Source organism: Nocardiopsis sp. JB363, from assembly GCF_900143625.1.
In the GTDB taxonomy this organism is placed as follows: domain Bacteria; phylum Actinomycetota; class Actinomycetes; order Streptosporangiales; family Streptosporangiaceae; genus Nocardiopsis.
On the sequence record NZ_FRFF01000157.1, the window covers coordinates 1 to 26875 of the forward strand.

Annotated in this window: 23 protein-coding genes and 1 pseudogene; 14 read left to right on the forward strand and 10 right to left on the reverse strand. The window is 69.5% G+C overall.

Annotated elements, in window-relative coordinates:
• From BQ8420_RS24455 to BQ8420_RS24465, 3 genes are all read right to left on the reverse strand, one after another.
• Positions 1-1186, reverse strand: a 1186-nt coding sequence (locus tag BQ8420_RS24455; protein ID WP_200816086.1) for a CPBP family intramembrane glutamic endopeptidase, incomplete at its 3' end; no start/stop codon positions are given.
• Between the two features lie 152 nt (positions 1187-1338).
• Positions 1339-2100, reverse strand: coding sequence for a M48 family metallopeptidase (locus tag BQ8420_RS24460; protein ID WP_087101680.1), 762 nt, complete (start codon positions 2098-2100; stop codon positions 1339-1341).
• Between the two features lie 42 nt (positions 2101-2142).
• Positions 2143-4092, reverse strand: coding sequence for an amidohydrolase (locus BQ8420_RS24465; RefSeq protein ID WP_087101589.1), 1950 nt, complete (start codon positions 4090-4092; stop codon positions 2143-2145).
• A 494-nt stretch (positions 4093-4586) separates the two neighbouring features.
• On the opposite strand from BQ8420_RS24465, the gene BQ8420_RS24470 reads away from it, so the two are divergent.
• The gene (locus BQ8420_RS24470) at positions 4587-5723 is read left to right on the forward strand and encodes an acyltransferase family protein (protein ID WP_087101591.1); all 1137 of its coding nucleotides are present in this window, start codon (positions 4587-4589) and stop codon (positions 5721-5723) included.
• A 73-nt stretch (positions 5724-5796) separates the two neighbouring features.
• On the opposite strand, the gene BQ8420_RS24475 is transcribed toward BQ8420_RS24470, so the two are convergent.
• Entirely contained in the window at positions 5797-6720 is a 924-nt protein-coding gene (locus BQ8420_RS24475; protein WP_087101593.1) for a CDP-alcohol phosphatidyltransferase family protein, read from the reverse strand.
• Between the two features lie 243 nt (positions 6721-6963).
• Here BQ8420_RS24475 and BQ8420_RS24480 point away from each other — a divergent pair, with 243 nt between their 5' ends.
• Positions 6964-8403 carry a GuaB1 family IMP dehydrogenase-related protein gene (locus tag BQ8420_RS24480; protein WP_087101595.1) on the forward strand — a complete coding sequence of 480 codons (1440 nt, stop codon included), beginning with the start codon at positions 6964-6966 and terminating at the stop codon, positions 8401-8403.
• A 60-nt stretch (positions 8404-8463) separates the two neighbouring features.
• On the opposite strand, the gene BQ8420_RS24485 is transcribed toward BQ8420_RS24480, so the two are convergent.
• On the reverse strand, positions 8464-9240 hold the full coding sequence (locus BQ8420_RS24485) for an endonuclease V (RefSeq protein WP_087101596.1): 777 nt from the start codon (positions 9238-9240) through the stop codon (positions 8464-8466).
• Between the two features lie 55 nt (positions 9241-9295).
• Entirely contained in the window at positions 9296-10132 is an 837-nt protein-coding gene (locus BQ8420_RS24490; RefSeq protein ID WP_235006466.1) for a M23 family metallopeptidase, read from the reverse strand.
• A 191-nt stretch (positions 10133-10323) separates the two neighbouring features.
• On the opposite strand from BQ8420_RS24490, the gene BQ8420_RS24495 reads away from it, so the two are divergent.
• Genes BQ8420_RS24495 through BQ8420_RS24510 form a run of 4 tightly spaced genes read left to right on the forward strand, consistent with a single transcriptional unit; the run spans position 10324 to position 14260 of the window.
• Complete coding sequence (locus tag BQ8420_RS24495) at positions 10324-11061, forward strand: ATP-binding cassette domain-containing protein (RefSeq protein WP_087101598.1); 738 nt, start codon at positions 10324-10326, stop codon at positions 11059-11061.
• Entirely contained in the window at positions 11048-13156 is a 2109-nt protein-coding gene (locus BQ8420_RS24500) for a YhgE/Pip domain-containing protein (RefSeq protein WP_087101600.1), read from the forward strand. The genes BQ8420_RS24495 and BQ8420_RS24500 overlap by 14 nt, the downstream gene beginning before the upstream one ends.
• Positions 13157-13177: 21 nt before the next feature.
• Complete coding sequence (locus BQ8420_RS24505; RefSeq protein ID WP_369825541.1) at positions 13178-13813, forward strand: TetR/AcrR family transcriptional regulator; 636 nt, start codon at positions 13178-13180, stop codon at positions 13811-13813.
• A gap of 42 nt (positions 13814-13855) precedes the next feature.
• Positions 13856-14260, forward strand: a complete 405-nt coding sequence (locus tag BQ8420_RS24510) for a DUF3592 domain-containing protein (protein WP_087101604.1) — start codon at positions 13856-13858, stop codon at positions 14258-14260.
• A 24-nt stretch (positions 14261-14284) separates the two neighbouring features.
• Here the strand turns inward: BQ8420_RS24510 and BQ8420_RS24515 are convergent, their stop codons facing one another.
• The gene (locus BQ8420_RS24515; RefSeq protein WP_087101606.1) at positions 14285-15361 is read right to left on the reverse strand and encodes an RDD family protein; all 1077 of its coding nucleotides are present in this window, start codon (positions 15359-15361) and stop codon (positions 14285-14287) included.
• Between the two features lie 465 nt (positions 15362-15826).
• Here BQ8420_RS24515 and BQ8420_RS24520 point away from each other — a divergent pair, with 465 nt between their 5' ends.
• From BQ8420_RS24520 to BQ8420_RS24555, 8 genes and pseudogenes are all read left to right on the forward strand, one after another.
• The gene (locus BQ8420_RS24520) at positions 15827-18370 is read left to right on the forward strand and encodes a nitrate- and nitrite sensing domain-containing protein (protein WP_087101608.1); all 2544 of its coding nucleotides are present in this window, start codon (positions 15827-15829) and stop codon (positions 18368-18370) included.
• 2 nt (positions 18371-18372) lie between these two features.
• Positions 18373-18816: a roadblock/LC7 domain-containing protein gene (locus tag BQ8420_RS24525; protein WP_087101611.1), complete on the forward strand. Its 444-nt coding sequence runs from the start codon at positions 18373-18375 to the stop codon at positions 18814-18816.
• Between the two features lie 8 nt (positions 18817-18824).
• Complete coding sequence (locus tag BQ8420_RS24530; protein WP_087101612.1) at positions 18825-19262, forward strand: DUF742 domain-containing protein; 438 nt, start codon at positions 18825-18827, stop codon at positions 19260-19262.
• A complete protein-coding gene (locus BQ8420_RS24535) occupies positions 19243-19827 on the forward strand; it encodes an ATP/GTP-binding protein (protein WP_087101614.1) in 585 nt (194 codons plus the stop codon). Before BQ8420_RS24530 ends, BQ8420_RS24535 begins: the two co-directional genes overlap by 20 nt.
• 149 nt (positions 19828-19976) lie before the next feature.
• The gene (locus BQ8420_RS24540; protein ID WP_087101616.1) at positions 19977-20924 is read left to right on the forward strand and encodes an oxygenase MpaB family protein; all 948 of its coding nucleotides are present in this window, start codon (positions 19977-19979) and stop codon (positions 20922-20924) included.
• Positions 20925-20966: 42 nt separating this feature from the next.
• On the forward strand, positions 20967-21917 hold the full coding sequence (locus BQ8420_RS24545) for an oxygenase MpaB family protein (protein ID WP_087101618.1): 951 nt from the start codon (positions 20967-20969) through the stop codon (positions 21915-21917).
• Positions 21914-22161 (forward strand): annotated as a pseudogene (locus BQ8420_RS24550) (MFS transporter); the annotation flags it as partial. The gene BQ8420_RS24545 and the pseudogene BQ8420_RS24550, both read left to right, overlap by 4 nt.
• A gap of 13 nt (positions 22162-22174) precedes the next feature.
• Positions 22175-23584 (forward strand): DHA2 family efflux MFS transporter permease subunit, encoded by a 1410-nt coding sequence (locus tag BQ8420_RS24555; protein WP_087101619.1) that lies wholly within the window; start codon positions 22175-22177, stop codon positions 23582-23584.
• Positions 23585-23717: 133 nt separating this feature from the next.
• Here BQ8420_RS24555 and BQ8420_RS24560 read toward each other — a convergent pair whose 3' ends face one another.
• The 3 genes from BQ8420_RS24560 to BQ8420_RS24570 are packed head-to-tail and all read right to left on the reverse strand — an operon-like array spanning position 23718 to position 26810.
• Positions 23718-24470 (reverse strand): SDR family NAD(P)-dependent oxidoreductase, encoded by a 753-nt coding sequence (locus BQ8420_RS24560; RefSeq protein WP_087101621.1) that lies wholly within the window; start codon positions 24468-24470, stop codon positions 23718-23720.
• Between the two features lie 28 nt (positions 24471-24498).
• Entirely contained in the window at positions 24499-25857 is a 1359-nt protein-coding gene (locus BQ8420_RS24565; protein ID WP_087101623.1) for an FAD-binding oxidoreductase, read from the reverse strand.
• Between the two features lie 5 nt (positions 25858-25862).
• On the reverse strand, positions 25863-26810 hold the full coding sequence (locus BQ8420_RS24570; protein ID WP_087101625.1) for a decaprenyl-phosphate phosphoribosyltransferase: 948 nt from the start codon (positions 26808-26810) through the stop codon (positions 25863-25865).
• Positions 26811-26875: the final 65 nt, after the last annotated feature.

The window sequence follows — 26875 nt, forward strand, 5'->3', positions numbered from 1 at the left end:
GCGGGGGCCCCCGCCGCCCCACCGGCAGGGGCGGCTGAGGTGGCCGAGGTTGTTGGGGCCACGGTCCCCCCGAGGGGTTCGGTCCGCCGGGGGGCGGAGCGCCGTAGGGAGTGCCCGGAGGCGGGTATTGCGGGCCGGGGGGCCCGAGCGGACCGGGGTTGCCGAACGGCGGGGTGCTCGCGGGCGGCGCCTGCGACGGCATCGCCCCCGTGGCGGCCCGGGGCTCCGGCTCGCCGTCGTCGACCGCCTCGAACTCGCCGGTGTACCCCTCCTCGTACTCGTCGTCGTAGTAGTCGTCCTCGTATTCGGCGTACTCGTCGGCCTTCGCCAACTCCGAGGCCGGTGGGAAGACGATCGAGCGCAGGTTGAGGGCGACGTGCACGAGGATCGGCACGACGAGACTGCCCGTACCCAGGTACAGGATGGTGAAGAGGGTGCCGGACAAACCGGCACTGACCAGCCCCCACCAACCCTGGTAGAGGTGGGCGAGGGAGAACAGCAGCACCGACAGGACCGCGGCGATCCATAGCGGCACGTCCATGCTCGCCACCAGGACGATGAACAGTCCGCGATAGAGCAGCTCGGCGAACACTCCACCCGTGACCGCCATGCCCGCGGCGAGGATGCGTTCCTTGCGAGTGCGCGGCAGCAGCAGGTGCTGACGACGGCCGGGTTCGGGCAGCTTCATGGGTTTGGCGGGCGCCCGGCGACCGCGGTGGCCGCGGTGACCCCGGTGGCCCTTGCGCCCCCGCGATTCCTCCGAGGCACCCTCGTCGTCGCCGCTCCCCTTCTTGCCGAACTCCGGCAGCTTCTCCAGGACGGGGTACTGCTCCTTGGTGGGCATGCCGTTGACCAGCAGCCAGAAGGCGACCAGCGCCACCATCCCACCGAGGGCACCGCCCACGATCGGACCCCACGCGTCGGGGAAACGCAGCCCGAGGTCGACCGCGTGCAGACCCGGTGAGGTGAGCACCACCACGAGGACGAGGACGCCCCACAGGACGTGGACGCCCATCGTGACGGCGTACAGCAGCTCCAGGGCACGCCCGTCGCCCTCGCGGCGGGAGAGCCACGAGAACGCGCGTCTCCCGAGGAACGGCTCACCGACCGCCGCGAAGAACAAGAGCAGGACCGTCAGCAGGGTCCCGGCGAGACTGAACTGGGGAAGAATCTCGGACCAAGGCACGGGGCACAGCCTAGAAGAACAACTCGGGTCATAGCGCCCCGAAGCCACTCGCCGTGGATATCGGCCGGCCCTCCCCCTGTGATCAGAGCGGCGAACAACGACCATGCCGGGTGTCGCAGGTCACACTTTCGGCGGTGGCCCTGGGGGCCGTTTCAGAGCACTCGGCCGGGTCGATCGCGGTCGGCCAGGGCGGCGAAGCGGAACGTGTTGATCGGGTGGCTGGAGAGCAGGTTGACCAGCATGACGAAGAACCCGGTGTCGGTGTGCGCGCGTTGAGCGATGTCGTCGAAGTCCACGTCCGGGTAGAGATACTTGCCCGCGGCCAGGACCCGAAGTCCCTGGACCCCCTCGGGACAGTACTCGTAGGCGTGGTTGTCGGCGGTGTACTCCTGGGCGCGGCCCAGGGTGCTGCCCACGCCGGGGATCACATTGGCGACCGAGACCCCGAACTGCCGCCAGAACGAGGTGTGCCCGGCGGCGATGTGACCGACCTCGTGACCGATCACGAAGCGCAGCGCGTCCGGGTCGCGGGCGCCCACCTCGAACAGGTCGCTGTTGACGGCGACGTAGCGGCGGAACCCGTGACCGGAGGCGAACGCGTTGATGACACCGTTGCCGAGCACCACGTAGGCGTCGGGCACCTGGCGCATCCCGAACCGCTCGGCGGCCTCGGCCACCATACGGTGCGCCTCGGGGAACTGTTCCTCGGTGATGCGCACCCCGTTGACCCGCTGACGGGCGTAGAGCTGGCCGCGTACGAAGTACACCAGCGCGGGGATGCTCAACAGCAGCAGCGGCTCATTGGGGTCACCGGCCAAGGCCCGGCTGACGGCCCCCGCGACGGTGAACAGCGTGACCAGGACACATCCCACCAGAATGGGTGTTTCCCGGTGATGTCGCAGGGACCGGCGCACACGGGGGTCACCCCATCGCCACGGGATGGCCCCCACCGGCGGTCAGTATCGGTACTGGGAGTCGGGCCGGTCGTCGTCGACCTCCGGGGGCGGGGGCGCGTCGTGTGCTCCACCCATCGGCGGCGGACCACCGTAGGCCGGGCCGGCCGGAGGGCCGGAGGGCGGCGGGGGCGCCATCTCCCCGTCCATGAGGGCGGCCATGTCCGCTGACAGGGTCGATTCCTCTCCCCTGCCGTTACGCCACTCGTCGTACGGTTCCCGGTCCTGTTCGCCCATCACCGCGCCCATGTCCGCGTCCGCGGTGGACTCCACCGCGGGCTCGTCGGGCGCCGGCCAGGACGAGGCGAGGAAGGCGCTGTCATAGGCGTCGTTACTCTCACCGAACGGCGACCCCGTGGGGGGCGGCCCGGCGAGCGGGTCCGATTCGCTCTCGGCGGGCGACACGGGACCCGGGTAGGCGTCCTGCGGGCCCGAGGGCACGTACTGCGGTCCCGGGGGCGGGCCCGTCAGGTCGTCCGCCACCGGATCCGGGGCGGCGTAGGCCTCGGCGGGGGCCAGGCTCTCGCCGCCACCGGTGGTGGCGCGCGGGTCCGAGGTCTCGATGGGCGCGGGTCCGGCGAAGGCGGGTCCGGCCGGGACCTCGGTCGGCGGCAGGCTCGGCCTCGACGGGTTCTTGTTCTCGCCGCCCAGGTAGGACAGCGCGGCCACGGTCAGCGCGGCGAGCCCGGCCCGGAGCGTGGGTTCGCGGGCGGGCGAGAAGTACGGCGAGTGGTTGCTCGGGACGTTGCCCATCTTCTCGTAGGGCGTGTCACCGGAAGCCGCCTCCCACACGTCGTGCGGGGTGGCGCCCACGAACCAGAACACGTACGGGATCGGCTGCGGGTCCTCGGGCAGACCGAAGCGACAGAAGTCCTCGGTGGACGGGGAGGGGTCCGGCAGGTGGATGACGTACTCCTCGCCGAAGTAGGCGAGGTGGGAGGAGGCTACGTCCGAGGTGCTCACCGGGTCGTTGTGGGTGACCCCACTGCCCTGGAAGCGTTCGACCTCGGGCTCGCGGCCGGCGCCGGAGGCCGCGGCCTCGGCGCGCACGATCCGCTCGATCGCCCTCTCCAGCTGATTCGTGACGTTCTCGTTGAGCGCCCGGGTGCTGATCTCCAGGTAGGCCTCGTCGGGAATGATGTTGGCCTTGGTGCCGGCCTGGATCCGGCCGACGGTGAGGACCGCCATCTCGCTGGGGCTGATCTCCCGGGAGACCACGCCTTGGAGACGGCTGACGATGTTGGCCGCGATGAGCACCGGGTCGACGGTGGTGTGCGGCTGGGAGGCATGGCCGCCCTCGCCGTAGATCCGTACCCGGTAGGCGTTGGCGGCGCCGAGGATGATGCCGGCGCGGTGGGAGATGAGCCCGGCGGGCTGCGGACCGAGGTGCTGGCCGAGGATGACGTCGGGGCGTCCGAACCGGTCGTACAGGCCGTCGTCGATCATGCCCTGGGCGCCGTCGAGGGTCTCCTCCCCGGGTTGGGCCACGACCATGAGGGTGCCGGTCCACTCCTGACGGGTCTCCGACAGCAGGTCCGCGACACCGACCAGACAGGCGGTGTGCGCGTCGTGGCCGCAGGCGTGCATGACGGGCACCTCGGCGCCCTCGTCGTCCACCGCCTTGGCCGTGCTGGCGTAGGGCAGCCCGGTCTTCTCTTCGAGGGGAAGCGCGTCCATGTCGGCACGCAGCATCACAGTGGGGCCGGGGCCGTTGCGCAGGATGCCGACCACACCGTTGCCGCCGACGCCCTTGTGGACCTCGTAGCCGGTTCGGGTCAGCCATTCCGCGACGACACTGGCGGTGCGCTGTTCGGAGTGCGAGAGCTCCGGGTTCTTGTGCAGATCGACATAGACCCCCTCCACGAGCGGGAAGATCTCGTCGAGGAGTCTCATGACCACGCTTCCGTGCTGGGCGGCACGGTTCGGGTCCACCGCGTGCGGCACGGTTTCCACCGCCTTCTTCGTTCTCGTCCTGGCAGAGGCTGCAAGGGGAACAGCCGCCTTCCTGCACCTTATCTTTGTGAAGGTCGCGGAATCACACCGGCGCGTCCCGTGCATAGGTCCGATGATGGGTACGTCGGGCGCGCCGGTAATGTGCCATGGGTTAGGGTCTGCACACGGTAAGCCATCCTCTCCCGCGCTCGCGCGGGTTCACCGGAGCCCTCCCCCTACCTTTTCCCGGGGACGAGACCGGCTCTGTGAACTTTTACCGGATTCGTGTGAACCGCTGGCAAATTCGAACATGTCTCAGTAAGGTAACGGACCATGTTCGTCGACGAGCCCCCGGTGCCCCCTACGCGCGCCACGCGGCACCAAACCCGCCGGTCTCCCGCAACACCCGGCAGGTCGGCACCGTTCCCCCGGCCCAAAAGGTCCGGAACGACGAAGAACAAGCCCCACAACCCCGTACGACGGAGTCCCTAGTGGCCTCATCCTTGACCAGACCGATGTCCCAGCGAGCGAAGGACCGGCGCGGCGCGAGCGCGGGTTCCGCGAACGCCCGTGCGTCGGAGAACGCACCGGGTCGTGACGCCCGTCTGGACAACGCCAAGTTCATCCTGATCGCCTTGGTCGTCATCGGCCACGCGATCGAACCGCTCACCGACTACGGGCCCTCCGGTGCCCTCTACTACTGGATCTACTTCTTCCACATGCCCGCGTTCATCATGATCAGCGGCTACCTCTCGCGGTCCTTCGACGCCTCGTCGAAGCGAGTGGAGAAGCTGGTCCTGTCGCTGGCGGTGCCCTATCTCATCTTCTGGGCCCTGCACCAGACGTTCTACGCGGTCGAGCGCGGTGGTCTTCCCGACACCCTGTCGTTCCTCAAGCCCACCTGGACCCTGTGGTTCCTGGTGGCGCTCTTCGTGTGGCGGCTGACCGTTCCGGTGTGGCAGCGGCTGCGTTGGCCCGTGGCCATCTCCCTGGCCGTCTCGCTCTTCGCGACGACCACGGACCTGGGCACCACCCTCTCGGTGGGTCGGGTGCTCAGCCTCCTGCCCTTCTTCGTGTTGGGGCTCAGCCTGCGCCGCGAGCACTTCGCCTACCTGGACCGGCTCTGGGTACGGATCTGCTCCGTCCTGATCCTGGCGGTGACGGCCGTCCTCGCCATCCCGGTCTCCGACCGGTTCAGCCGGGACTGGCTGTTCTGGCGGGACAGCCTCACCGACCGCGACATCGACCCGATCATGCCGAGCCTCGTCATCCGGCTCACCTTCATGGGCATCGCTCTGGCCATGACCTTCGCGGTGCTCGCGCTCACCCCCAAGCGACGTACCTGGTTCACGTCGCTGGGCGCCTACACCCTGTTCGTGTACCTGGGCCACTCCGTGTTCCTGCTCGTGTTCAAGGCCTCGCCCTGGTACGACCTGGTCTCCGGCCCGGTGGGGCTGGTGAGCACGCTCATGGTCGCCGTGGGCCTCACCCTCGTTCTGTGCACCCCTTGGGTGCGCAAGGCCATGGGATGGGCCGTCGATCCCCAACTGACCTGGTTGTTGCGACAGGACGGCAAAGGACTCGCCAAAGCGAAGGACGACGCGTCCAACGCGACACCGCGATCCGAGCCCGCCCCCAAGACCTCTGCCTAGAGGCCGTGAAGAAGGGGCGGTCCGCACCGATCGGTGCGGACCGCCCCTTCTTTCGTGCCCGAAGGTCCCGAACTCAGCTGTCGGTACCACCGACCGGAGGGGCCGCGGCGAGTTCGCGACGGCGCACCTCGAAGCGGCGCGTCTCCCTCCACAGCCGCAGCACGAGGACCACCTCGAAGAAGCCCAGCGCCAGGACGGAGAAGACCGCCACCGGGATGATGAGGCTGTTCAGCGGGGTGAAGAACGCGACGAGCACGGTGATCGGAGCGACCACGCACAGGAACATCTCGAACTCGATGCCGCTGAACAGGTGCGGGCGCACCCGGTGACGCCGCAGCGCGCCGCGCACCCGCGGGTACAGGCCCTTGGCCGGGACGGACGCCTTCCGCTCGGACTCGGCGGACTCGTCGTCCTCGGGGTCGGCCGCCTGAGCCCCGATCGCGTAGTCGCGCAGTCGGTCGGCGTCACCGGAGGCGATCGCCAGGGCCTGCTTCATGGACTTGCGGGTCTTGGCGACCTGGGACCCGTTGAGGTAGCGCAGCAGGTCGAAGAAGACCACCACGGGCGCGACGATCAGGTAGGCGGGGTTGTCGGTGACCAACCACTGCCCGATGAGCAGTGTCATCACGCAACCGAAGAAGCGGATGCGGTCGAAGACGAAGTCGACCCAGGCCCCGAAGATCGAGCCGTTGCCCTTCAACCGGGCGATCTTGCCGTCCATGCAGTCCAGCACGAAGCTCAGGTGGAACAACAGGGCGCCGGCCACCAGCCAGGCCCAGCCCGTGTCACCGGCCCATACCGGAGCCAGGAAACACAAGGCGGAGAGCAGCCCCAGCACCCCGGCGCCCAGCGTCAGCTGGTTCGGGGTGATGTTCGTTCGGTTCGCCGTCCACACCACCAGCCGGCCGGCCAACGGATCGACCAGAAAGACCGTCCACCAGGCGTCCTTGGCCTTGTAGGTCTCTTCCTTGACCTGCGCGAGAGTGAAACGCGACATGCTGGAATTCTCCTGGAGGATCTGGTCTCCCCTGTGCCCACCGGCAGCGGCGTTGTGTCACCGGATCCGGGCATGGGTCAGGCACCGAGTCGAGGCGGGAATCGAGTCATCATGGCAGACGGGGGTACTTCCAAGGTAATCGGTCACGGCATACTTGAGTCGTAAGAGGGGGAACAACAGGGTGCCGCCTGCGCCGAACGGCGGAATGGTCCACCCCCTTCGGTCTCGACCGAGGTAGAGGCATTGCGTTTTCTCAACGACCGGGTCCCCGATCAGGACCTGACCTACAGCGACGTGTTCATGGTCCCCGGCCGCAGCGCCGTGGGTTCCCGTCTCAGCGTGGACCTGTCGTCTCCGGACGGCACGGGCACCACGATCCCTTTGGTCGTGTCGAACATGACCGCCGTCGCCGGTCGGCGTATGGCGGAGACCATCGCCCGCCGGGGCGGAATCGCCGTCATCCCGCAGGACATCCCCATCGAGGTGGTGTCCGATGTCATCTCTTGGGCCAAGCAGCGGGACCTGGTCTATGACACCGCCATCACCCTCAACCCGACGAGCACCGTCGGTGAGGCCCTCAACCTGCTGCCCAAGCGGGCGCACAACGCCGTGATCGTGGTCGACGACGACCGGCGTCCGCTCGGTGTGGTCACCGAAGCCGACTGCGCGGGCGTGGACCGCTTCGCGCAGCTGCGCGACGTGATGTCCAGCGAGCTGTTGACCATCCCCGCGGGCACCGAGCCCCGGGAGGCCTTCGGCATACTGCACGACTTCCGCCACCGGCTGGCCCCGGTCGTGGACGAACAAGGCGCCCTGGTGGGTGTGCTCACCCGCACCGGCGCGCTGCGCTCCACCCTGTACACGCCGGCCGTGGACACGGAGAATCGGCTGCGCGTGGCCGCCGCCGTGGGCATCAACGGCGACGTGGCGGGCAAGGCCTCCGAACTGTTGGCCGCGGGCGCGGACACGCTGGTGATCGACACCGCGCACGGCCACCAGGAGAAGATGATCACGGCGATCGAGAAGGTCCGCGCACTCTCCCCGGACGTACCGATCGTGGCGGGCAACATCGTCACCGCCCAGGGCACCCGCGACCTCATCGAGGCCGGCGCCGACATCGTGAAGGTCGGTGTGGGACCGGGCGCGATGTGCACCACCCGGATGATGACCGCGGTGGGCCGGCCGCAGTTCTCCGCCGTGCTGGAATGCGCCGCCGCCGCCCGTGAGATGGGCGGACACGTGTGGGCCGACGGCGGGGTGCGCCACCCGCGCGACGTCGCGCTGGCCCTGGCCGCCGGCGCCTCCAACGTCATGGTGGGCTCGTGGTTCGCGGGCACCTACGAGTCGCCGGGCGACGTCCTGCGCGACGCGCAGGGCCGTCAGTACAAGGAGAGCTTCGGGATGGCCTCGGCCCGTGCGGTGAAGCTGCGCACCGCCGAGGACTCGCCGTTCGAGCGGACCCGCAAGGCCCTGTTCGAGGAGGGCATCTCCACCGGTCGGATGTACCTGGACTCCGAGCGTCCGGGGGTGGAGGACCTCGTCGACCAGATCATCGCGGGTGTGCGCAGTTCCATGACGTACGCGGGCGCCACCTCGCTGGCCGAGTTCCACGAGCGTGCCGTGGTGGGCGTGCAGAGCGCCGCCGGATACAACGAGGGCCGTCCGGTCGAGAACGGCTGGTAGCACCGGATACGGAACACGATCAGGGGAGGGGCCTTCGGGCCTCTCCCCTTCTTCTCGTGTTCAGGAGCCCGTCGCCCCGCCCTGGGCCTTGTACTCCTTCCGGTACGCCCCGCACATGCGGTCGGCGTGCCGGATGGGTTCGGGGATGCGGTACTTGGGCGACATCCGCAGGATGAGGTCGGCGGCGCCGGCCAGGTCCACCCGGTGGCCCACGGACACGTACACCGGTTTGGTGCGGGCGCGGGTGCGCAGGGTGCGCCCGACGACCTCGACGCCCTGTTCGGCGAGGGTCTCGGTGTCCTCGACCAGTTCGGAGCGTCCGGCCACCATCGGGGTCCAGGAACCGCGTTCCTCGCCGGGCAGCGCGTTGCGGCCGTAGAGCACCGTCTTGGCGGAGCCGACCACGCGGGCGTCGAGGAGGACGCCGAGGTGGCTGGCGATTCCGAAGCGGCGGGGGTGGGCCAGGCCGAACCCGTCGCTGACGAACACGTCGGGGGTGACGTTCAAACCTTCGATGGCCTTGAGGACCGGGGGCAGCTCACGGAAGGCGAACAACCCGGAGATGTAGGGGAAGGAGGGGGTGTCGGCGACCAGGGAGGTGTCGACGACCTCCAGGGTGCGGGCGTTCAGGACCACGGCGGCCGCGGCGAGTTCGGTGTCGCCCACCCCGTAGCTGACGTCCAGGCCGCAGACCAGCTCCACCGAGTCGACGTCGAGTCGTTCGACGCGTACCCGGTCGGCGAGCCGCCGTTGACGGACCACGGCCTCCTTGGGGTCCTCCGGCCAGTTCTCCGGGTCGTCCAGTGCCTTGGCCGCCCGTTCGGCGATCTCCGTCATCGGTCCCCCACCGTCGTCAGTCCACCTGCCACGCGCAGTCTAGACCTGTGGCTGGTCAGTGGGCGGCGCGCGCGACGGTGAACGGCTCGCCGCCGGTGGGGACCCCCACCCCGGTCCAGGTGAAGGGGAGGCCTCCGGCCCGGGTGAGGTCGGCGTGGTCCATCAGCTGGAAGTGCAGGTGCGGTTCGGAGGAGTTTCCGGAGTTGCCGCACTCGCCGATCTTCTGACCCGCGACGACACGATCCCCTTCCTTCACCGCGACGGAACCCCGACGGATGTGGGCGTAGGCGGCGTGGACACCGTCGCCCAGGTCGAGGATCACGTGGTTGCCGAAGATGCGGCGCGATCCGCCCAGGGATCGGACGAAACCTTCCAGGAAGAGGTAGAGCAGCCCCGGATAGGAGTTGCGGCTGAGGTGGTCGCGCTGTCCGTCCGAGGTGCGCACGACCGTGGCGTCGGCCACGGCGAACAAGGGCTCCCGGAAGGACGGGAAGTCGGCTGCGGGGCGCATGGCGGGCCACCAACCGTCGATGATCGGCCGGCCGGAATCGATGAGGATGTCGATCGCGAAGGTCTGACCGAGGCCGTGGGTGCCGTGGCTGGGCACCTTGTCGGAGGGTCCGTTGAGCCCCGTCCACTCGCCCTCGACCGGGGGCGCGACCTCGATGGGGGTCAGGTCGGCGCGGCGCACGGTCCTTCGCCCGGCGACGGCCCCGCACACCACTCCGGCCAGGTAGAGGACGAGCGCCGGCACGGCGACCAGCAGGCCCGAGTAGCCCGGGATGGGCGCACCCAGGTTCGACGCGATGACCAGGGCGAACACCACGGCCGTCAACACGAAGAAGATCCGTATCAGCACATCGCCCGTCTTGCGCAGCCTCATCTCGTCCATGGCCCCTCCTCGTCTCGTGTGCTCCACGCCCAGTATTACGCGATTACGTAATTATTGCAATAACTACGGGAGGCGGACAGTCCTGTGCCGGAGGACACAGCCCCGAACGCGAAGGACCACGGAGTCGGCGCAGTACGGTGGAACTCGAATTTGCACTGACTGGTCAGTTCAAAAACGGAAGGAGACCAGGAATGCGTCGGGCCACCGGAGCACGAGTGCACGCCGAGGACGTCTCACTCACCACCCGCGAGGGCCCCGTCTACACGGGGGTCGACTTCACCGCCCGACCGGGGACGCTCACCGTCTTCCAAGCCGACTCCGGGGGCGGCCGCAGCGCCCTGCTCCTCACCCTCACCGGACGAATGCGCCCCACCCGGGGCGTCCTGCACATGGACGGCCACTCGCTGCCCGAGCAGGCGCGCAAGGTCCGCCGGATCAGCGCCCTCGGCCTCATGCGCGACGTCAACGCGCTCGACGAACGCCTACGAGTACGCGAACACCTCTCCGAGGCCCGCCTGCTGCGGCTGCGCCCCGCCCCGCGCACCGTCGCCGACGAGGCCATGGAAGCGGTCGGTCTGGCCGACCTGGACCGGAACACCCTCGTCAAGGAACTGCCGATGCCCGAACGTCGACGCCTGGGCATGGCCCTGGGACTGGTGCACGAGCCCCGGCTCCTGGGGGTGGACGACGTCGACGGCGGACTGAGCCCTCGGAGCCAGGCCTCCCTGTGGCGCACCCTCAAGGACCTGTCCGACGAAGGGCTCACCGTCATCGCCACCTGCGCCGACGCCCGGGAACTGGCCGCTGTGGCCGACCGCGACACCCAGGGTCCGCTCCCCATCCGTCAGGGCACCGACGAGGACCAGGACCGCGAGCAGAACCGCGAGCAGGACCGTCGGAAGAGGGGCGCCCACCGTGCCCAGGACTGACCGGGCCCCGCGTTACCGCCCCTTCGCCGCCCCCCGTCTCGGGCTGCTCACCCTGCGGTCCTTCCTTCGATCACCGCTGCCCACCGCCGCGCTGGCCGCCCTGATGCTCATCCCCCTGCTCTACTCCGGGATGTACCTGTGGTCCTTCTGGGACCCCTTCGACCGCATGGAGCACCTGCCCGTCGCCCTCGTCGTCGAGGACCAGGGCGCCGAGGTGGACGGTGAACGGGTCAACGCCGGCGAAGAGCTCTCCGACACCCTCCTGGAACGCGGCGACCTCGACTGGCAGCCGGTCGACGCCGACGAAGCCGCCCGGGGGCTCGCCGCCGGCGACTACTACGTCACCCTCACCGTCCCCGGTCACTTCAGCGAGTCCCTCACCTCGCCCTCCCGTGATCGGGAGGACCCCACCACCGCCCTGCTCGTCGCCGACTACAACGACTCCAACAGCTACATCGTCCGCCAGCTCGCGGGCAGTGCCTTCAACGAGATCCGTGAGGCCGCCGCCACCTCCGCGACCAGCGACTACCTCGACCGGATCTTCCTCGGCTTCAACGAGATCCATGACAGGACCGAGGAGGCTTCCGACGGGGCCGATCAGCTGTCCGAGGGCGCGGGCGACGCCGAGAGCGGCTCCGGTGAACTCTCCGACGGGATCGACGACGCGCACACCGGCGCGGGCTCCCTCGACGAGGGGATCGGTGACCTGTACGAGGGTTCCAGGACGCTGGCGAGAGGCGCCGGCGACGCCTCCGAACAGGTCTCCGCCAAGGTCGACGAGCTGGACACGCTCGCCGACGACGTCCTCCCCCAGGTGGAGGAGGACGTCCCCGACATCCAGGAGCGCGCCGAGCTGATCGCCGACGTGGCCGCCGGGGTGAACGACGCCTTGGACGAGCTGCCCGAAGAGATCGACGTCTCCGGCATGGAGGAGGTCGACGGCCGTCTCGCCACCTACTTGGAGGAGAACCCGGAGCTGGAACGGGAGCAGCCCGATCTGCACGTGTTGCTGACCGACCTACAGGACGCCATGGACACCGCCCTGGACGTGGCCGGGTTCGTCAACGACAACCGCGCGGAGATCGACGCGACCGCCGCCGACGCCGCCGCGCTGAGCGATCGGGCCTCCGAGATCGCCGACGACCTGCCCGACATCGTGAGCAAGGCCGAGGACGCCCGCGATCAAGTGGACGACCTGGACGAGGGCCTGGCCGACCTCGCCGAAGGCGCCGGGCAGCTCCGCGACGGGCTGTCCGACGCCTCCGAGGGAGCGGGCGATCTCGATACCGGTCTGGGCACGCTCAGCGGCGGCGCCGGTGACCTGTACGACGGTCTCGGGGATCTGTCGTCGGGCTCCGACGAGCTCGCCTCCGGTCTGGCCGACGGGGTGGAGGAGATGCCCGCCTACTCCGACGACGGCCGGACCACGGCCGCCGAGATGATGAGCGACCCCGTCCGGCTGGACAGTGAGGTGGACAACGAGGTTCCCGACTACGGCACCGGCTTCGCCCCGTTCTTCGTACCCCTGTCCCTGTGGGTGGGCGCGATGGTGGTGTTCATGGTGCTTCCGGCCCTGTCCGACCGGGGGCTGGCCTCGGCCGCGCCGTCCTGGCGGGTGGCCCTGGCCGGACGGGTGGTTCCCACGGTGCTCGGATGGGCGCAGGTGCTGATCATGATGGCCGTCCTGCACCTGGGGCTGGGCCTGGAGCCGGCGAACGGACCACTGATGATGGCGTTCCTGTTGCTCACCGCGTCCGCGTTCGCCGCCACCCTCCAGTTCCTGACCGTGCGGTTGAAGGCCGCCGGTCGCGTGGTCGCCCTGGCGTTGCTGGTGCTTCAGCTGACCTCCGCGGGCGGCACCTACCCGATCGAGACCAGCCCGGACTTCTTCCAGGCGATCGGCCCGTACCTGCCCCTGCACTGGGGTGTGACCGCCATGCGGCACCTGATCGGCGGCGGTGACATGATGCTGGTCGCGCAGGCCTTCGGGGTGATGTCCCTGTGGCTGGTGGTACCCCTGTTGCTGACGTGGCTCGCTGTGGCCCGCAAGCGCTCGTGGACGATGTCCACGCTCTACCCGGCCTTGAGGATTTGACCTGCGGGCACAATGGAGGCGATGAACGTGAAGACCCCGGGCCCGGCCCGACGTGCGGACGGTCGCCGTGAGGCGACCCGACGCAAGCTCTTCGAGTCCGCCGTGACCCTGGTATCCGAGCAGGGGTACGGCGCCACCACGGTGGACGAGATCGCCGAACGGGCGGGCGTGGCCAAGGGCACCGTCTACTACAACTTCGGTGGCAAGGACGAGCTGTACGCCGCCCTGTTGGAGTGGGGCGTGACCCGGCTGGCCGACACCCTGCACGAGGCCGTCCCCGACCCCGAGGTGGGGCCCAGGCAGGCACTGACCGAGGTGCTGCGCGCCGGTGTGGTGTTCATCGGTACCCACGAGGCGCTGGCCCGGCTGCTCATGGCCGAGACCTGGCGCACCAACCGATCCTGGTACACCACCGTCCGACAGATCCGCACCCAGGCCATCGGGGTCATCACCGCGCAGCTCGACGCGATGGTCGAACGTGGTCTGACCCGACCGGACCTGGACACTTCCCTCGCGGGCTCCGCCCTGTTCGGCATGGTGGTGACCGTCGCGCTCGATTGGCGGACCCTCCAGCCCGAACGCCCCGTGGAGGAGATCCACACCACCCTGGCGCACGTGGCCGACGGCTTGATCGGTTCCCCCGCCCCACCGCACTGAGCGTCACCCGCCCCGCGCGAACCCCGGAAGGACTCCCCCTCCATGGCCGACCTGTATCCCCTGCTCCCAGCACTGGCCGGAGCGATCATCCTGTGGATCGTCGCCCGGGACACCCGATTGGAACTGCGCCTGGTCAGGCACGGTGTCCGCGCCAAGGCGCGGGTCATCGGCTACCACGAGACGTCGGTCGCCTCCCGGATGATCGTGCAGTTCCAGACCGAGGACGGCAAGGAGGTCCACGCCGAGCACGAGAACACCGGGTGGACCGCCTCGCGCGCGGGGGAGATCGTCACGGTCTCCTACGATCCGGACGTCCCCGAGCGGGCCCGGATCGTCTCCGGCCCCTGGTTGAGCCACTACGTGCGGGCGCTGTTCGGCACCCTGGGCCTGATCCTGGTGCTGGCCGGGGCGTTCCTCGGCTACTTGAACTGGGGCGAGACCACCTAGACCGTGTCCAGGGCGGACGAGTGTTCAGACGGGGGCCGGTTCCTGTTCGGGTGCCGAGTAGCGCACCAGACGCCCGGGCAACCCGCCGTCCAGGGTGGCGCGGGTACGGACCCGGGTGCCGCAGAGCAGATCGGCCAGCCCGGTGCCGTCGGAACGCACCAGCGCGGTGCAGGCGTGCAGCGCGACCACGATCAGCGACCACCACCCCAGGTCGAGGGCGATGAGCACCACGACGGGCGTGTGCAACAGGAGCGTGCGCGCCAGGACGCGGTACCGGGCGGCCGGACGGGCCGCCGCCGGTTCGGTCAGCGCGAGGCGGACGGCCGCGCACCCCAGGGTGCGACGGTCGCGACGCAGCAGGGGCAGGAAGAGCGCGAACACCAGGGCCAGGCCGAGGAGGGTGGCGACGCGGACCTCGTTCTCGGCACCGGGTTCGACCACCCCGTAGGCGTGCAGCAGTGCGACGACGAGGGCAGATCCGTACCACCACAACCCCAGGTCCAGCAGGACCCCGAGGACGCGGCGGGTGGGGTCGGGGACGCCGTGGTCGGGGACCGCGCCCGGCCAGGAGCGGCGCGGGCCCCACGGCCACAGCGCCGGCACCCAGCGGGCGAGGAGCCAACCGAGGAGGACACCGGCCACGGCGATGCCCGTGAGCGCCGGTGGGTCGGTGGCGTAGGAGCACGGGTAGAGGCCGAGTACGCCGGTCGCCCGGAGCGTGCTCGCCGCCAACGCCAGGGCGGTGCCCAAGGCGAGAGTGACCATGAGGCCCCGGCGGAACCGTGCACGGGCCAGGATTCCGACCGGGAGGAACACACCGAGGGCGAGCAGGACCGAGCCCGTGTCCAGGGCCGATGCGGGTTCGGGCACGATCGGGCACAGCCCGTCGATGGAGGTGGGCAGGGGCCAGACCGCGTAGGCGGCCAGGCCGAGCCCGCCGAGCAATGCGGCCAGAGTGAGCTTTCCGGGCCAGCCGACCAGACGCCCGTAGCGTCGGTGCTGTCCTCGTAGGTAGAGAACGGACGCGACCACCATCAGCAGTGGCAGTCCGGCCACCGCCACGTCGATGGCGGCTTGTCCCCCGCCGAACGCTTGCCCCATGGAGTCCCTCTCTCCGCTCCCCGTTCCCACGCTTCCGGGCCGCAACGCTAGTACGGCCGGGGGTGGGGTGGGCACGGTACCGAAGTTTTGGAACCCGGTACCCATTGGTACGAGGCACATATATGCCAATAAGGAACTATCCGCATACCCCTAGGACTCCATGTGACCTTTGTCCTATAGTCGTGCGCAACACCAGCACCATACTCACCAGTAGGTGTCAGACCTGCACTTGTATGAACATTTCACCGCTTCGTGGCAGACTGCCTCCACCCCCGGATAATCCGGCGTTTCTCAGCCGAGATACGATCCCCCAAGCCGAAAACCCCCATTAGTGGTTACTCTGCGGCAAGACCGTGTCACCCACACCCCTGGCGGGACACGGCGTCTGGGCGGGAGGCGGTGTGTCCACGCCGGTCGCGAAGAGCGACCAGGCGGACACGCCCCCGGACCCGAAGGACTCACCCCATGACGCGGATCGACAGGAGCACCGTGCAGGCAGTACCGAAAAAACGTGGGCGCACGATCACCGCCCGTATCCGCGCCATGGTCATGATCCCCACGACCGCCCTGGTCGCGCTGTGGCTGATCCTCACCATCGCTCTCGGTGGCGACGCGGCCTACCAGCTGATCCGGGCCAAGGGCACCGAGGACCTGATCACCCCCGCCGCGGTCGGCCTCGTGGACGCCATGACCGAACGCTCGGCCACGATCGCCTACCTGGAGAACCCCGACGACGCCGACCTCTCCCAGGGGATGGCCGAGGCCCGGCAGAGTACCGACGAATCCCTCGGTGTCATCGTCGAGGACCTCATGGGCTTCGCCGACCTGGCCCCCGGTGACGGCGGCATGCACATCGAGATGCTGCACGGCATGTACCAGGACATCGGCCAGATGCGCGAGGCCATCGACTCCGGTGACGCGGGCCGCGACGACGTCCTGGACTACTACAACGAGCTCATCCAACACGGCTCCGACAGCTTCGACAGCCAGGGCCGCACCGGTAACGACGGCGACGCGGTCAACCCCGGCTTCAGCGCGGTGTACATGTTCCGCACGGTGGACATCCTCGCCCAGGCCGACGCCCAGATCGCCCGAGGCTTCGCCACCGATGAGCTCAGCGTGGAGGACCAGCACGAGTTCACCGCCATGATGGGCTCCTACCAGACGATGCTGAACGCCAACGCCCCCTACCTGGGGGGTCCCGGCCAGCAGGAGCGCTACGAGGCCGTCCTGGACAGCCCCGAGTACGCCGCCCTGCAACAGATGCAGGCCGAGATCTCCGGTCGTGAGGTCGAGTCCGAGACCACCACCGACCCGGTCACCCTCGCCCCGGAGACCGTCGACAACCTGTCCATGCCGGTGGACAAGACCGAGTGGGACCAGGCCTACAGTCACGTCCTGACCGAACTCACCGCTCTGGGCGCCGACGAAGCCGTCTACACCGCCGCCGTGATCCGCAGGGACGCCAATCGGGCCGTGATGCTCGCGGTCGGCGGCAGCCTCGGTGTGGCCGCCGTGACCGGCCTCGCCTTCTACCTGGCACGGCGTTCCTCCCGCAACCTCACCGATCGCCTGCTGACCCTGCGCGACGAGTCGCAATCGCTGGCCGAGGAGCGTCTGCCCTCGATCATGGAGCGTCTGCACCGCGGCGATCGGGTCGACACCACCACCGAACTCCCCGAGCTGCGTGTCGAGGACGACGAGATCGGTGACGTCGCCAAGGCCTTCAACACCGCCCAGCGCGCCGCGGTCGATGAGGCCGTGCAGCAGACCGAACTGCGCCACGGCGTCAACCGCGTCTTCCTCAACATCGCGCACCGCAGCCAGACGCTGGTCCACCGCCAACTGCGTCTGCTGGACAAGATGGAGCGCGAGCAGGAGGATCCGGAACAGCTCTCCCAACTGTTCAAGCTGGACCACCTGGCGACCCGTTCGCGCCGTAACGCCGAGAACCTGCTGATCCTCGGTGGTGAGGCCCCCGGCCGCACCTGGCACCGTCCGATGCCGCTGATCGACGTCCTGCGCGGCGCGATCTCCGAGTCCGGTGACTACACGCGGGTCAAGCGCGAGCGCATCGCCCGGGTCAACCTCAACGGCCCCGCCGTCGCGGACGTCATCCACCTCGTCGCCGAGCTGGTCGACAACGCGTCCATGTTCTCGCCCCCGCACACCAACGTTCGGTTGAGCAGCGAGGACGTGCCCAACGGTGTGACGGTCGAGATCGAGGACCGGGGTCTGGGCATGACCGAGGCCGAGCTCGAATCGGCCAACACCCTGCTGGCGGAGCCGCCCGAATTCGACGTCATGCGGCTCAACGAGAAGATGCGTCTGGGCCTGTTCGTGGTCTCGCACCTGGCCCACCGGCACGGCATCCGCGTGCACCTGCGCCCCTCGCCCTACGGCGGTGTGCAGGCCATCGTCCTGCTGCCGCAGGAAGTCATCACCGGGGACCGTACCCCGCTGCCGTCCTCCGAGGACTCCGGCGAGGACATCTGGGAGGTGCGCGAGATCGTCGACCGCACCCCCGAGACCGCTCTGGAGTCCGGACCGTCCGATCATGGCGGCGACACCGACAAGCCGCTGCTGACCTCGGTCACCGCCCCGGTCGAGCCGAGCACGGGTGAGGACGTCCTGGCCGGCCCCGGGGACGAGCGTCCCCCGTTGCCCACCCGCGGTTCCCGGATCAGCGCCGTACCCGACCCCGCGACCGGGACCACGACCGGGACCGAGGCTCCGTCGAGCCCGGAGACGGTGCCGGCCGGCGGTGGCCGACCGTCCCTGCCCAAGCGCCGCCCTCAAGAGAACCTCGCCCCGCAGTTGGCCGACAGCCCCTCCTCCGAGGGCACGGGCGGACCCGCCTCCGGTTCCCAGAGCACGACCCCGCACGCTCTGGACAGTTCGGAACGGCTGGAACGCCTGCGCAAGAACATGTCCGCGTTCCAGAAGGGGACGGACCGTGGACGACGTGAGGGCCGGCAGAACACCAACGACACCGACAAGGACTCGTGAACGTGACCAGTACCGAAAGCGCGGGCGGGACCACCGCCGGCAAGAAGGACATCAACTGGCTGCTCGACGAGCTGCTGGACCGCGCGGTCGGTTCCCGGCACGCGATCGTCCTGTCGGCCGACGGTCTGCTCATCGGCCGCTCCCATGACCTGGTCAAGGAGGACGCCGAGCACCTGTCGGCGGTGGCCTCCGCCTTCCAGAGCCTGGCCCGGGGCACCGGCCGCCACTTCGGTGGTGGCGAGGTGCTCCAGACCGTCGTCGAGATGGAACAGGCCTACCTGTTCGTCACCGGTGCGGGCCGTGGCGCCTGCCTCGCCGTGCTGGCCGAGGAGAGCGCCGACGTGGGACTCATCGCCTACGAGATGAACGTCCTGGTCGAGCAGGTGGGTCGCTACATGGACGCCGCACCACGCAATGAGGGTGCTTCGCCGGAAGCCAATCGTTAGGGGTCGGTATGCAAGCGCATGACGAGTTCGGTCCGGGTGGCATACGTCCCGTCCCACCCCAACGTGACGTGGTGGGCGGTTACGGCGAGGACACCGGTTCCGAGGAGGCCGGCCCCCTCGTCCGCCCCTACGTGATCGCCCAGGGGCGCGACCACGCGGACACCGTTCAGCTGGACATGATCAGCGTGGTGATCGCCGCCAAACGGGCGGAGGTCGACGAGATGGAGCTCGAACCGGAGCAGCTGCGCATCCTGGAGCTGTGCCGAAAGCCCCTGTCGGTGGCCGAGCTCTCCGCTCACCTGGACATTCCGGTCGCCGTGGTCAAGGTGCTGCTCAGCGACCTGCTCAACCGGGGCCTCGCCCTGGCCAGAGCCCCCTACCAAGCAAAGAGCCCGGTGAGCCGGGACGTACTCCAGGCGGTTCTCGATGGCATCCAAAGACTCTGACCCGGGCGCCGAGGCTCCGGTTCCCTCCGCATTGAAGATCCTGGTCGCCGGTGGCTTCGGCGCCGGGAAGACCACCCTGGTCGGCGCGGTCAGCGAGATCGCCCCGCTCAGGACCGAGGAGGTGATGACCGAGGCCAGCTACGGCGTCGACGACCTGTCCGGGGTGGAGTCGAAGTCGACCACCACGGTGGCACTGGACTTCGGCCGCATCACCATCAACGAGAGCCTGGTGTTGTACCTGTTCGGCACGCCCGGCCAGGAGCGCTTCTGGTTCATGTGGGAGGAGCTGTCGGAGGGTGCCCTGGGCGCCATCGTCATCGCCGACACCCGCCGGCTGGAGACGTGTTTCGCCGCGGTGGACTTCTTCGAGCGTCGCGGTGTGCCGTTCGTGGTCGCGGTGAACTGCTTCGAGGGCGCCCACCTGTACGAGCCGGACGAGGTCCGCGAGGCGTTGAGTCTGAACCCGGAGATCCCCGTGGTCCTGTGCGACGCCCGCCAACGCGACTCCGCGAAGCAGGTACTGCTGACCCTGGTCAACCGCGTCGCCGAAAGCGTCAACGCCTGACCGTCGCCAAGTCGTCACCCTGCCCCCCTGTACACATGGGCGATCCGGGTAAAGTGCGGGACAAGAAACGTCCCACGGAGCGGCGTTTCGTGTACCCGACGACCCTGGACCCGTCTCGGGCGGGCCCGGACGAAGGTGGGAGTATCCCCATGAGCCGTTTCGACCAGCGCGACAAGATCCACACCCTGGACGCGGAGGACGACTGTGAGGAGATCGTCCGCATCCTGGGGAGCCTGGAGTTCCCCTGGGACATCGAGCAGGCGTTGGGTCTGGCCCTGTACCGCACCTACGCGATGCCCAGCGTCGGACAGCTGCTCGGTGACACCCACGAGTTCACCGAGCGCACCCAGGAGCGCTACGACGACACCGCACTGATCCTGAACGACATCATGGAGCACGGCTTCGGTCCCGGCCGGGGACGTGACGCGCTGCGTCGGATGAACCAGATGCACCGCTCCTACGAGATCAGCAACGAGGACTACCTGTACGTCCTCAGCACCTTCGTCGTCATGCCGGTGCGCTGGCTCAACGACTACGGCTACGGCTGGCGCCGCCTGTCCGACCACGAGATCGCGGCGAGCACCAACTACTACCGCAAGCTCGGCAGGCACATGGGGATCAAGGACATCCCCGAGACCTACGAGGAGTTCCGCGAGCTCATGGACTCCTTGGAGGCGGAGCACTTCGCCTACACCGAGGGCGGGCGCGCGGTCTCCGACGCCACCCTCGCGTTGATGGTGGACTTCTACCCGTCCTGGCAGCGGCCCCTGGTCCGTCCCTTCACCAAGGCCCTGTTGGACGACAGCCTGATCAAGGCGTTCGGTTACCCGGAACCGTCCGCGTTCTGGCGCAAGGCCAGTGACATGGCGATGAAGGGACGCGCCAAGGTGGTGCGGCGGATGAAGCCGCGCAAGGAACGGCGTTGGGCCCGGATGAGCCCCAACATCCGCACCTACCCGGACGGCTACGACCCCTCCCGCATCGGCACCTTCCCCCAGGGTTGCCCGGTCCCCCACGACATGCTCACGCGGGAGGTCCCCGCCACCGGGGCCAAGGTCCCCGCACCCGGCCAGGCCGTCGCCCCCGAACAGCGCTAGAGCCCCGGCGCACCGCCCCCTCTTCCCCCGAAGGACCCCCGCATGAGGCGTTTCGACTGGCGCGACGAGATCCATCGTCTCGACGCCGAGGACGACTGCGTACGGATCATCCAGATCCTGACCTCCCACGAGTTCCCCTGGGACATGGGCCGGGCCCTGGGCATCGCCCTGTATCGGACCTACGCGGTGCCCAGCGTGGGCTCCCTGCTCGGCCGGACCAACGAATTCACCGGCAGGACCCAGAAGCGCTACGACGACACCGCGCTGATCCTGGGCAACATGATGCGCCACGGATTCGAGCCGGGGAAGGGCCGTGACTCCCTTCGCCGGATGAACCAGATGCACCGTTCCTACGAGATCGGCAACGACGACTACCGGTACGTGCTCAGCACCTTCGTCGTCATGCCGGTGCGCTGGCTCAACGACTACGGCTACGGCTGGCGCCGCCTGTCCGAGCACGAGATCTCGGGGATCACGAACTACTACCGCAGGCTCGGCAAGTACATGGGGATCAAGGACATCCCCGAGACCTACGAGGAGTTCCGCGAACTGCTCGACGCTTACGAGGAGGAGCACTTCGCCTACACCGAGGGCGGGCGCGCGGTCTCCGACGCCACCCTCGACCTCATGGTGACGTTCTATCCGCAGCGCGTCTCCGGACTGGCCCGCAAGTTCTCGATGGCGATCCTGGACGAATCACTCATCCGGACCTTCCGTTACGACCCGCCGCCCAGCAAGGCCTGGCGCAAGTCCGCCGACATCGCGCTGAAGCTGCGCGCGAAGGTCGTGCGGCGGATGAAGCCGCGCGAGGAACCGCTGTGGGCGGACATGAACCCGAACATCCGCAGCTACCCGGAGGGCTACGACGTCGACACGATGGGCACGTTCCCCGCGACCTGCCCGGTCGTGCACAACGTCGACCCGGTGGGGCACGAGGAGCTGTACGGCGCCGGGGGTGACCGACCCGGGACGAAGGTCGCCGGGGACCAGTGAGAACCCTCGCCCCGGCCGCACCGCTGCCACGCTCGGTACACGCCTGGCACGGCAGCGGTGCGGTGGCCACCGGTGTCTTCACCACGGTTCCCGGGCTGCTGCTCATCTACCTGACCGACACCCTGGCGGTGAGCCCGGCCCTGGCCGGGGCGGTGATCCTCCCACAGTGACCGACCTTCTGGTCAGTCCGTATATCGGGTTCGGGCATCGAGCCCCGACCGCTCTCGCAGGAAACCGCACCATGTAGTTTCCCTCTCATGGCGAAGCACGACCCCTCCCTGGCTCCCGCGCCCATCCCCGCACCCACCCGACTCGACCCCGCGCTGTGGAAGCTCGCCGGGGTCCTCCTCGTCGGGGCGATGGCCGCCCTGCTCGACACCACCATCGTCAACGTGGCCGTCGACCACCTGTCCCACGCCCTGGACGCCCCCGTGGCCACCGCCCAATGGGTGGCCAGCGCCTACCTGCTCTCCACCGCCTCGGTCATCCCCGTGACCGGTTGGGCGGTGGACCGGTTCGGGCAACGGGCCACCTGGATGACGGCGCTGTCCCTCTTCGGTCTGGGGTCGTTGCTGTGCGCGGCGGCCTGGTCGATCGAGAGCCTCATCGCGTTCCGTGTGATCACCGGGTTGGGCAGCGGCATGATCCTGCCCCTGGTGATGACGGTGCTGGTGCAGGCGGCCGGGCCCCAGCGCCTGGGCCGGGCCATCGGGCTGTTGAGCGTGCCGATCCAGATCGCGCCCGCCATGGGCCCGGTCCTGGGCGGGCTGGTCCTGGACTCGTTGGGGTGGCGGTGGATCTTCCTGGTGTCGATCCCCCTGGTGGTGCTGGCCATGGCCCTGGGCGTGCGCGGCGTGGAACGAGGGAACCCTCGGGCCAGTGAGCGACTGGACGTGCTGGGACTGGCACTGCTCTCCCCCGGGATCGCGACCATGCTGTACGGCCTGTCGGTGCTGGGCGACGTCCGGTTCGCACCGCTGTTCGTGGCCGTGGGCGTGCTCCTCATCGTCGGTTTCGCGGTGCACGCGCTGCGTCGTCGTCCGGGCGGCCCCGCCCCCGTGATCGACCTGCGGCTCTTCGGTGACCTGCTGTTCCGGCTGGGCGCGACGCTCATGTTCGTGTTCGGGCTGTGCATCTGGGCCGGCATGTTCCTGCTACCGCTGTTCTTCCAGCAGGTGCAGGGAACCTCGGCGTTGACGGCCGGGCTGTTGATGGCCCCGATGGCGGCCGGGGTGGCGCTGGTCAACCTGTTCGTCGGCCCGATCGCCGACCGCAGCGGCCCCCGCTACCTGGTCGTGGGCGGGCTGTTGGTGGGCGCCGTGGCGACCGCGCCGTTCGCCGTGGCGGGTCCGGACACCCCGCAGGCGCTGCTCGCGTCGGCGATGTTCGTGCGCGGCCTGGGACTGGGTACCGCGATGGTCCCGATGTTGGCCACCGCCTACCGAAGACTTCCCTCCGACCAGGTGCCCCGTGCCAGCAGCGCCCTGAACGTGACCCAGCGTCTGGGCGCCGCGGTGGGCACGGCCGCGCTCGCCTTGTTGTTGTCGTCCCTGCTCGCCGGCGGTAGCACCCCGACCATGGCGTTCCAGGCCACCTTCGGGTGGATGACCGGTCTGACGGCGCTCGCGCTGATCCCCGCGATGTTCCTGCCCCGGACCCGTCCCTGACCCCACCACGCGCCGATGGGCACCGGTCGTCCACAGGCGGGAGAACGACGGTGGACCGCCGGGGCTCCGGCGTGGTCTTCTCGAATAGGGGGAGCTTCGGTCTCCGCCCACTCAGTGCTGTCCTCCCACACCCTCAACGCCCCAACCTGCGCCAGATCGGGCGGGGCAGCAACCGCATGCCCGTGAACACCGGTCGCAGCACGCGCGGCGCCCACACGGTGGTGGCCTTGCCTCGCAGTCCCTTGGCCACGGCCTCGGCGACCTGGCCGGATGTGGCGGGGAACGGCGCCGGGTCCACGTGCGCGGACATGCGGGTCGCCACGTACCCCGGGCGCACCACCAGGACGCGGGCGCCGGAGCCGTGCAGGGAGTCCGCCAACCCCTGCGCGAACCCGTCCAGGCCGGCCTTGGCGGATCCGTAGACGAAGTTGGCGCGGCGCACCCGGACCCCCGCCACGGACGACAGCACCACGAGCGTGCCGTGACCCTGTTCGCGCAATCGGGCGGCGACGGCCAGGTCCACCGACACGTGTCCGGTGAAGTTCACCGCCGCCGAGCGGGCGGCCGCGTGCGGGTCGCCGTCGTATTCGGCCTGCTCACCGAGCACACCGAAGGCGTCCACCACCACGTCCAGGTCGCCGACCAGGCCCACGGCACCGGCCACCGTGGCGGTGTGGGTGTCGGTCGCCTCCGCGTCGAACTCCAGGGAGTGGACGGTGGCGCCGAGCTCCTTGAGGACGCTCGGTGGTTCGGCGACCCCGCCACGGGCCGCCAGGACCACCTCGCGGGCGCCCTCGCGCACCAGCCGTTCGGCCACGGCCAGGCCGATCTCGCTGCGCCCGCCGAGCAGCAGGACGGTGCGTACGGTTCCCAGCGAGTCGCGCATGGGGTTCCTTCCGATCCGAGTGGGTGGTTCAGACGAGCCGCAGCCGGCGGGCCAGGTCGGAGACGAGGACCCCGTCGGGGTCGACCCGTTCGCGTACCTTCCGCCAGGCGGGCAGGTCGGGGTACATGGCGTGCACGGTCTCGGCGTCCGCCCGGCTGTCCTTGGCCAGGTAGAGGCGCCCGCCGGCCGCGAGCACGCGTTCGTCGAAGCCGCGCAGCAGCCCGGCCAGACCGGGGAACTCGGCGGGCAGGTCCAGGGCGAGCGTCCACCCGGGCCGAGGGAACGACAGCGGCCCCGGGGTGGCTTCGCCCATGCGTTTGAGGACGGCCAGGAACGAGGGGGCACCGGCCCTCGACAACCCCTCCACGACGTGGCGCAGGGTGTCCTCCTCCCCGAAGGGCACCACGAACTGGTACTGCACGAACCCGTGTGGTCCGTACATGCGGTTCCAGCCCCGCACCTGGTCCAAGGGGTGGAAGAACGCGCCGAGGGGTTGTGCCTGGCCGCGTCTGCGCTCGGGCGCCGCGTGGTAGTAGGCGGTGTTGAACGCGCCGACGGTCGCCCGGTTGAGCAGGCGCGGCGGCGCCCACGGCGGGGCGCTCAGCGGAGCTCCCGGACGGTAGCGGAGGGGTTCGCGGCGCAGCGGCGCCGGCAGATCGGTGACGCGTGCGTGATGGGCCCGGGTCAGTACCCCGCGACCGGTGGCGGCCCCACGAGCGAGCAGGTCCACCCAGCACACCGTGTACCGGTAGGCGTGGTCGGTGCGCTCCATCAGCTCCAGTGTGGAGTCGAGGTCGCCGGTGCGGTCCGTGTCCACACGCATGTGCGCGGTCTCCACGGGGTGCACGGCCAAGCGCGCGGAGGTGATGACGCCGGTGAGGCCCATTCCCCCGACCGTGGCCCAGAACAGGTCGGTGTCGCCGTGGTCGGGGCCGATTTCGAGGGTTTCGCCTCGGGGGGTGAGGAGCGTCAGGGAACGCACGTGGGCGCCGATGGAGGAGTCGACGTGGTGGTTCTTGCCGTGGACGTCGGCGGCGATCGCCCCGCCCAGGGTGACGTGCCCGGTCCCGGGGGTGACGGGAAGGAAGTGTCCTCGCCGCAGCAGGTGCGCCATGAGTCGGCGCAGGCCAGTGCCGGCCGGTGCGGTGACCTCGCCGCGGTCGGGATCGAACCGGGGCGGCCCGGTGAGTTCGGTGCAGTCCAGGACGAGCCCGCCGGCGGCCTGGGCGGCGTCGCCGTAGGAACGCCCCAGTCCGCGGGGCAGGGCCCCGCGTGGTCCGGCCTGGGCCAGCGCCTCGGCGGCCTGTTCGGCGGTGCGCGGGCGCACCACGGTGGCGGCGGTGGGGGCGGTGCGGCCCCACCCGGTGAGGAGGGTCGGTCGACTCACAGGACTCACAGGTAGATCCCCAGTCCGACCAGGAGGACAAGGGCCAGGAGGACGAGCTGCAAGGGACGGTCTCGCAGCGCGATCTCCTCGGGTTCCTCGCCTTCGCCCCGGTCCACGAGCAGGTTGTAGCGGAGCACGAACATGATGAACGGAACGATACTGGCCGCGTGGAAGGGCGACCCTCCCGACTGTTCCAGGGCCCAGAGGCAGTAGGTGACGATCATGGCACCGGAGGCGATCGTGCGCGTCTGGGCCAGGTAGCCGGGGGTGTAGCCGAGCAGGGCGGCTCGGGTGGGGTGGGCCTCGCCGGGGCTCTCGGGATTCTCGGGAATCTCAGGGCCCTCAGTGGGCATGCGCAGTTCCGCCTCGCGTTTGCCGACCACCACGAGCAGGGCGGCCAACGACACCACGATCACGAACCACGAGGTCAGCGGAACCCCGACCACGTAACCGCCGGCCATGGCGCGCAGTACGTGACAGGCCGCCACCGCCACCAGGTCGACGACGACCATGTCCTTCAGGTAGCGGGTGTAGGCCAGGGTGAGGATCACGTACACACCGAGAACGGCGCTCAGTGCCGGGATTCCCAACATGAGTGAGGCCAGGGGCGCGGCGACCACGAACAGGACGCCGGTGACGACGGCCACGGGCACCGGAAGCGCGCCGGAGGCGATGGGGCGGTGACGCTTGCGCGGATGCCGACGATCACTGCGCACGTCACGGATGTCGTTGAGCAGGTAGGTGCCACCGGCGGCCACACAGAACAGCGCGAAGGTCGCCGCGCACAGCAGCAGGGAGTGGGGGTCGGTGAGTGCTCCGGCGGTGGCCGGGGCGGCGAACACCAACAGGTTCTTGAGCCACTGTCGCGGGCGACAGGCCCGCAGCAGGGCCAGAGGCAGTCCCACGACGTCACTCCGCCCGGGTCGGTTCTCGGTCTCGGGGGCCGTGGTCACGTGATTCCCCTCTGGGTCCGGCGATGGTACGGGAATGCTGGAACCGGACCGCCCGCGGGGGTTTC

What these genes read in the sequence shown, in the direction of transcription:
- BQ8420_RS24545 (WP_087101618.1), top strand. Translation starts at nt 20,967, where the DNA reads ATGAGGCGTTTCGACTGGCGCGACGAGATCCATCGTCTCGACGCCGAG.
- BQ8420_RS24470 (WP_087101591.1), top strand. Translation starts at nt 4,587, where the DNA reads ATGTCCCAGCGAGCGAAGGACCGGCGCGGCGCGAGCGCGGGTTCCGCG.
- BQ8420_RS24475 (WP_087101593.1), bottom strand. Translation starts at nt 6,720, where the DNA reads ATGTCGCGTTTCACTCTCGCGCAGGTCAAGGAAGAGACCTACAAGGCC.
- BQ8420_RS24535 (WP_087101614.1), top strand. Translation starts at nt 19,243, where the DNA reads ATGGCATCCAAAGACTCTGACCCGGGCGCCGAGGCTCCGGTTCCCTCC.
- BQ8420_RS24555 (WP_087101619.1), top strand. Translation starts at nt 22,175, where the DNA reads ATGGCGAAGCACGACCCCTCCCTGGCTCCCGCGCCCATCCCCGCACCC.
- BQ8420_RS24490 (WP_235006466.1), bottom strand. Translation starts at nt 10,132, where the DNA reads ATGGACGAGATGAGGCTGCGCAAGACGGGCGATGTGCTGATACGGATC.
- BQ8420_RS24530 (WP_087101612.1), top strand. Translation starts at nt 18,825, where the DNA reads ATGCAAGCGCATGACGAGTTCGGTCCGGGTGGCATACGTCCCGTCCCA.
- BQ8420_RS24505 (WP_369825541.1), top strand. Translation starts at nt 13,178, where the DNA reads ATGAACGTGAAGACCCCGGGCCCGGCCCGACGTGCGGACGGTCGCCGT.
- BQ8420_RS24485 (WP_087101596.1), bottom strand. Translation starts at nt 9,240, where the DNA reads ATGACGGAGATCGCCGAACGGGCGGCCAAGGCACTGGACGACCCGGAG.
- BQ8420_RS24540 (WP_087101616.1), top strand. Translation starts at nt 19,977, where the DNA reads ATGAGCCGTTTCGACCAGCGCGACAAGATCCACACCCTGGACGCGGAG.
- BQ8420_RS24495 (WP_087101598.1), top strand. Translation starts at nt 10,324, where the DNA reads ATGCGTCGGGCCACCGGAGCACGAGTGCACGCCGAGGACGTCTCACTC.
- BQ8420_RS24510 (WP_087101604.1), top strand. Translation starts at nt 13,856, where the DNA reads ATGGCCGACCTGTATCCCCTGCTCCCAGCACTGGCCGGAGCGATCATC.
- BQ8420_RS24560 (WP_087101621.1), bottom strand. Translation starts at nt 24,470, where the DNA reads ATGCGCGACTCGCTGGGAACCGTACGCACCGTCCTGCTGCTCGGCGGG.
- BQ8420_RS24515 (WP_087101606.1), bottom strand. Translation starts at nt 15,361, where the DNA reads ATGGGGCAAGCGTTCGGCGGGGGACAAGCCGCCATCGACGTGGCGGTG.
- BQ8420_RS24520 (WP_087101608.1), top strand. Translation starts at nt 15,827, where the DNA reads ATGACGCGGATCGACAGGAGCACCGTGCAGGCAGTACCGAAAAAACGT.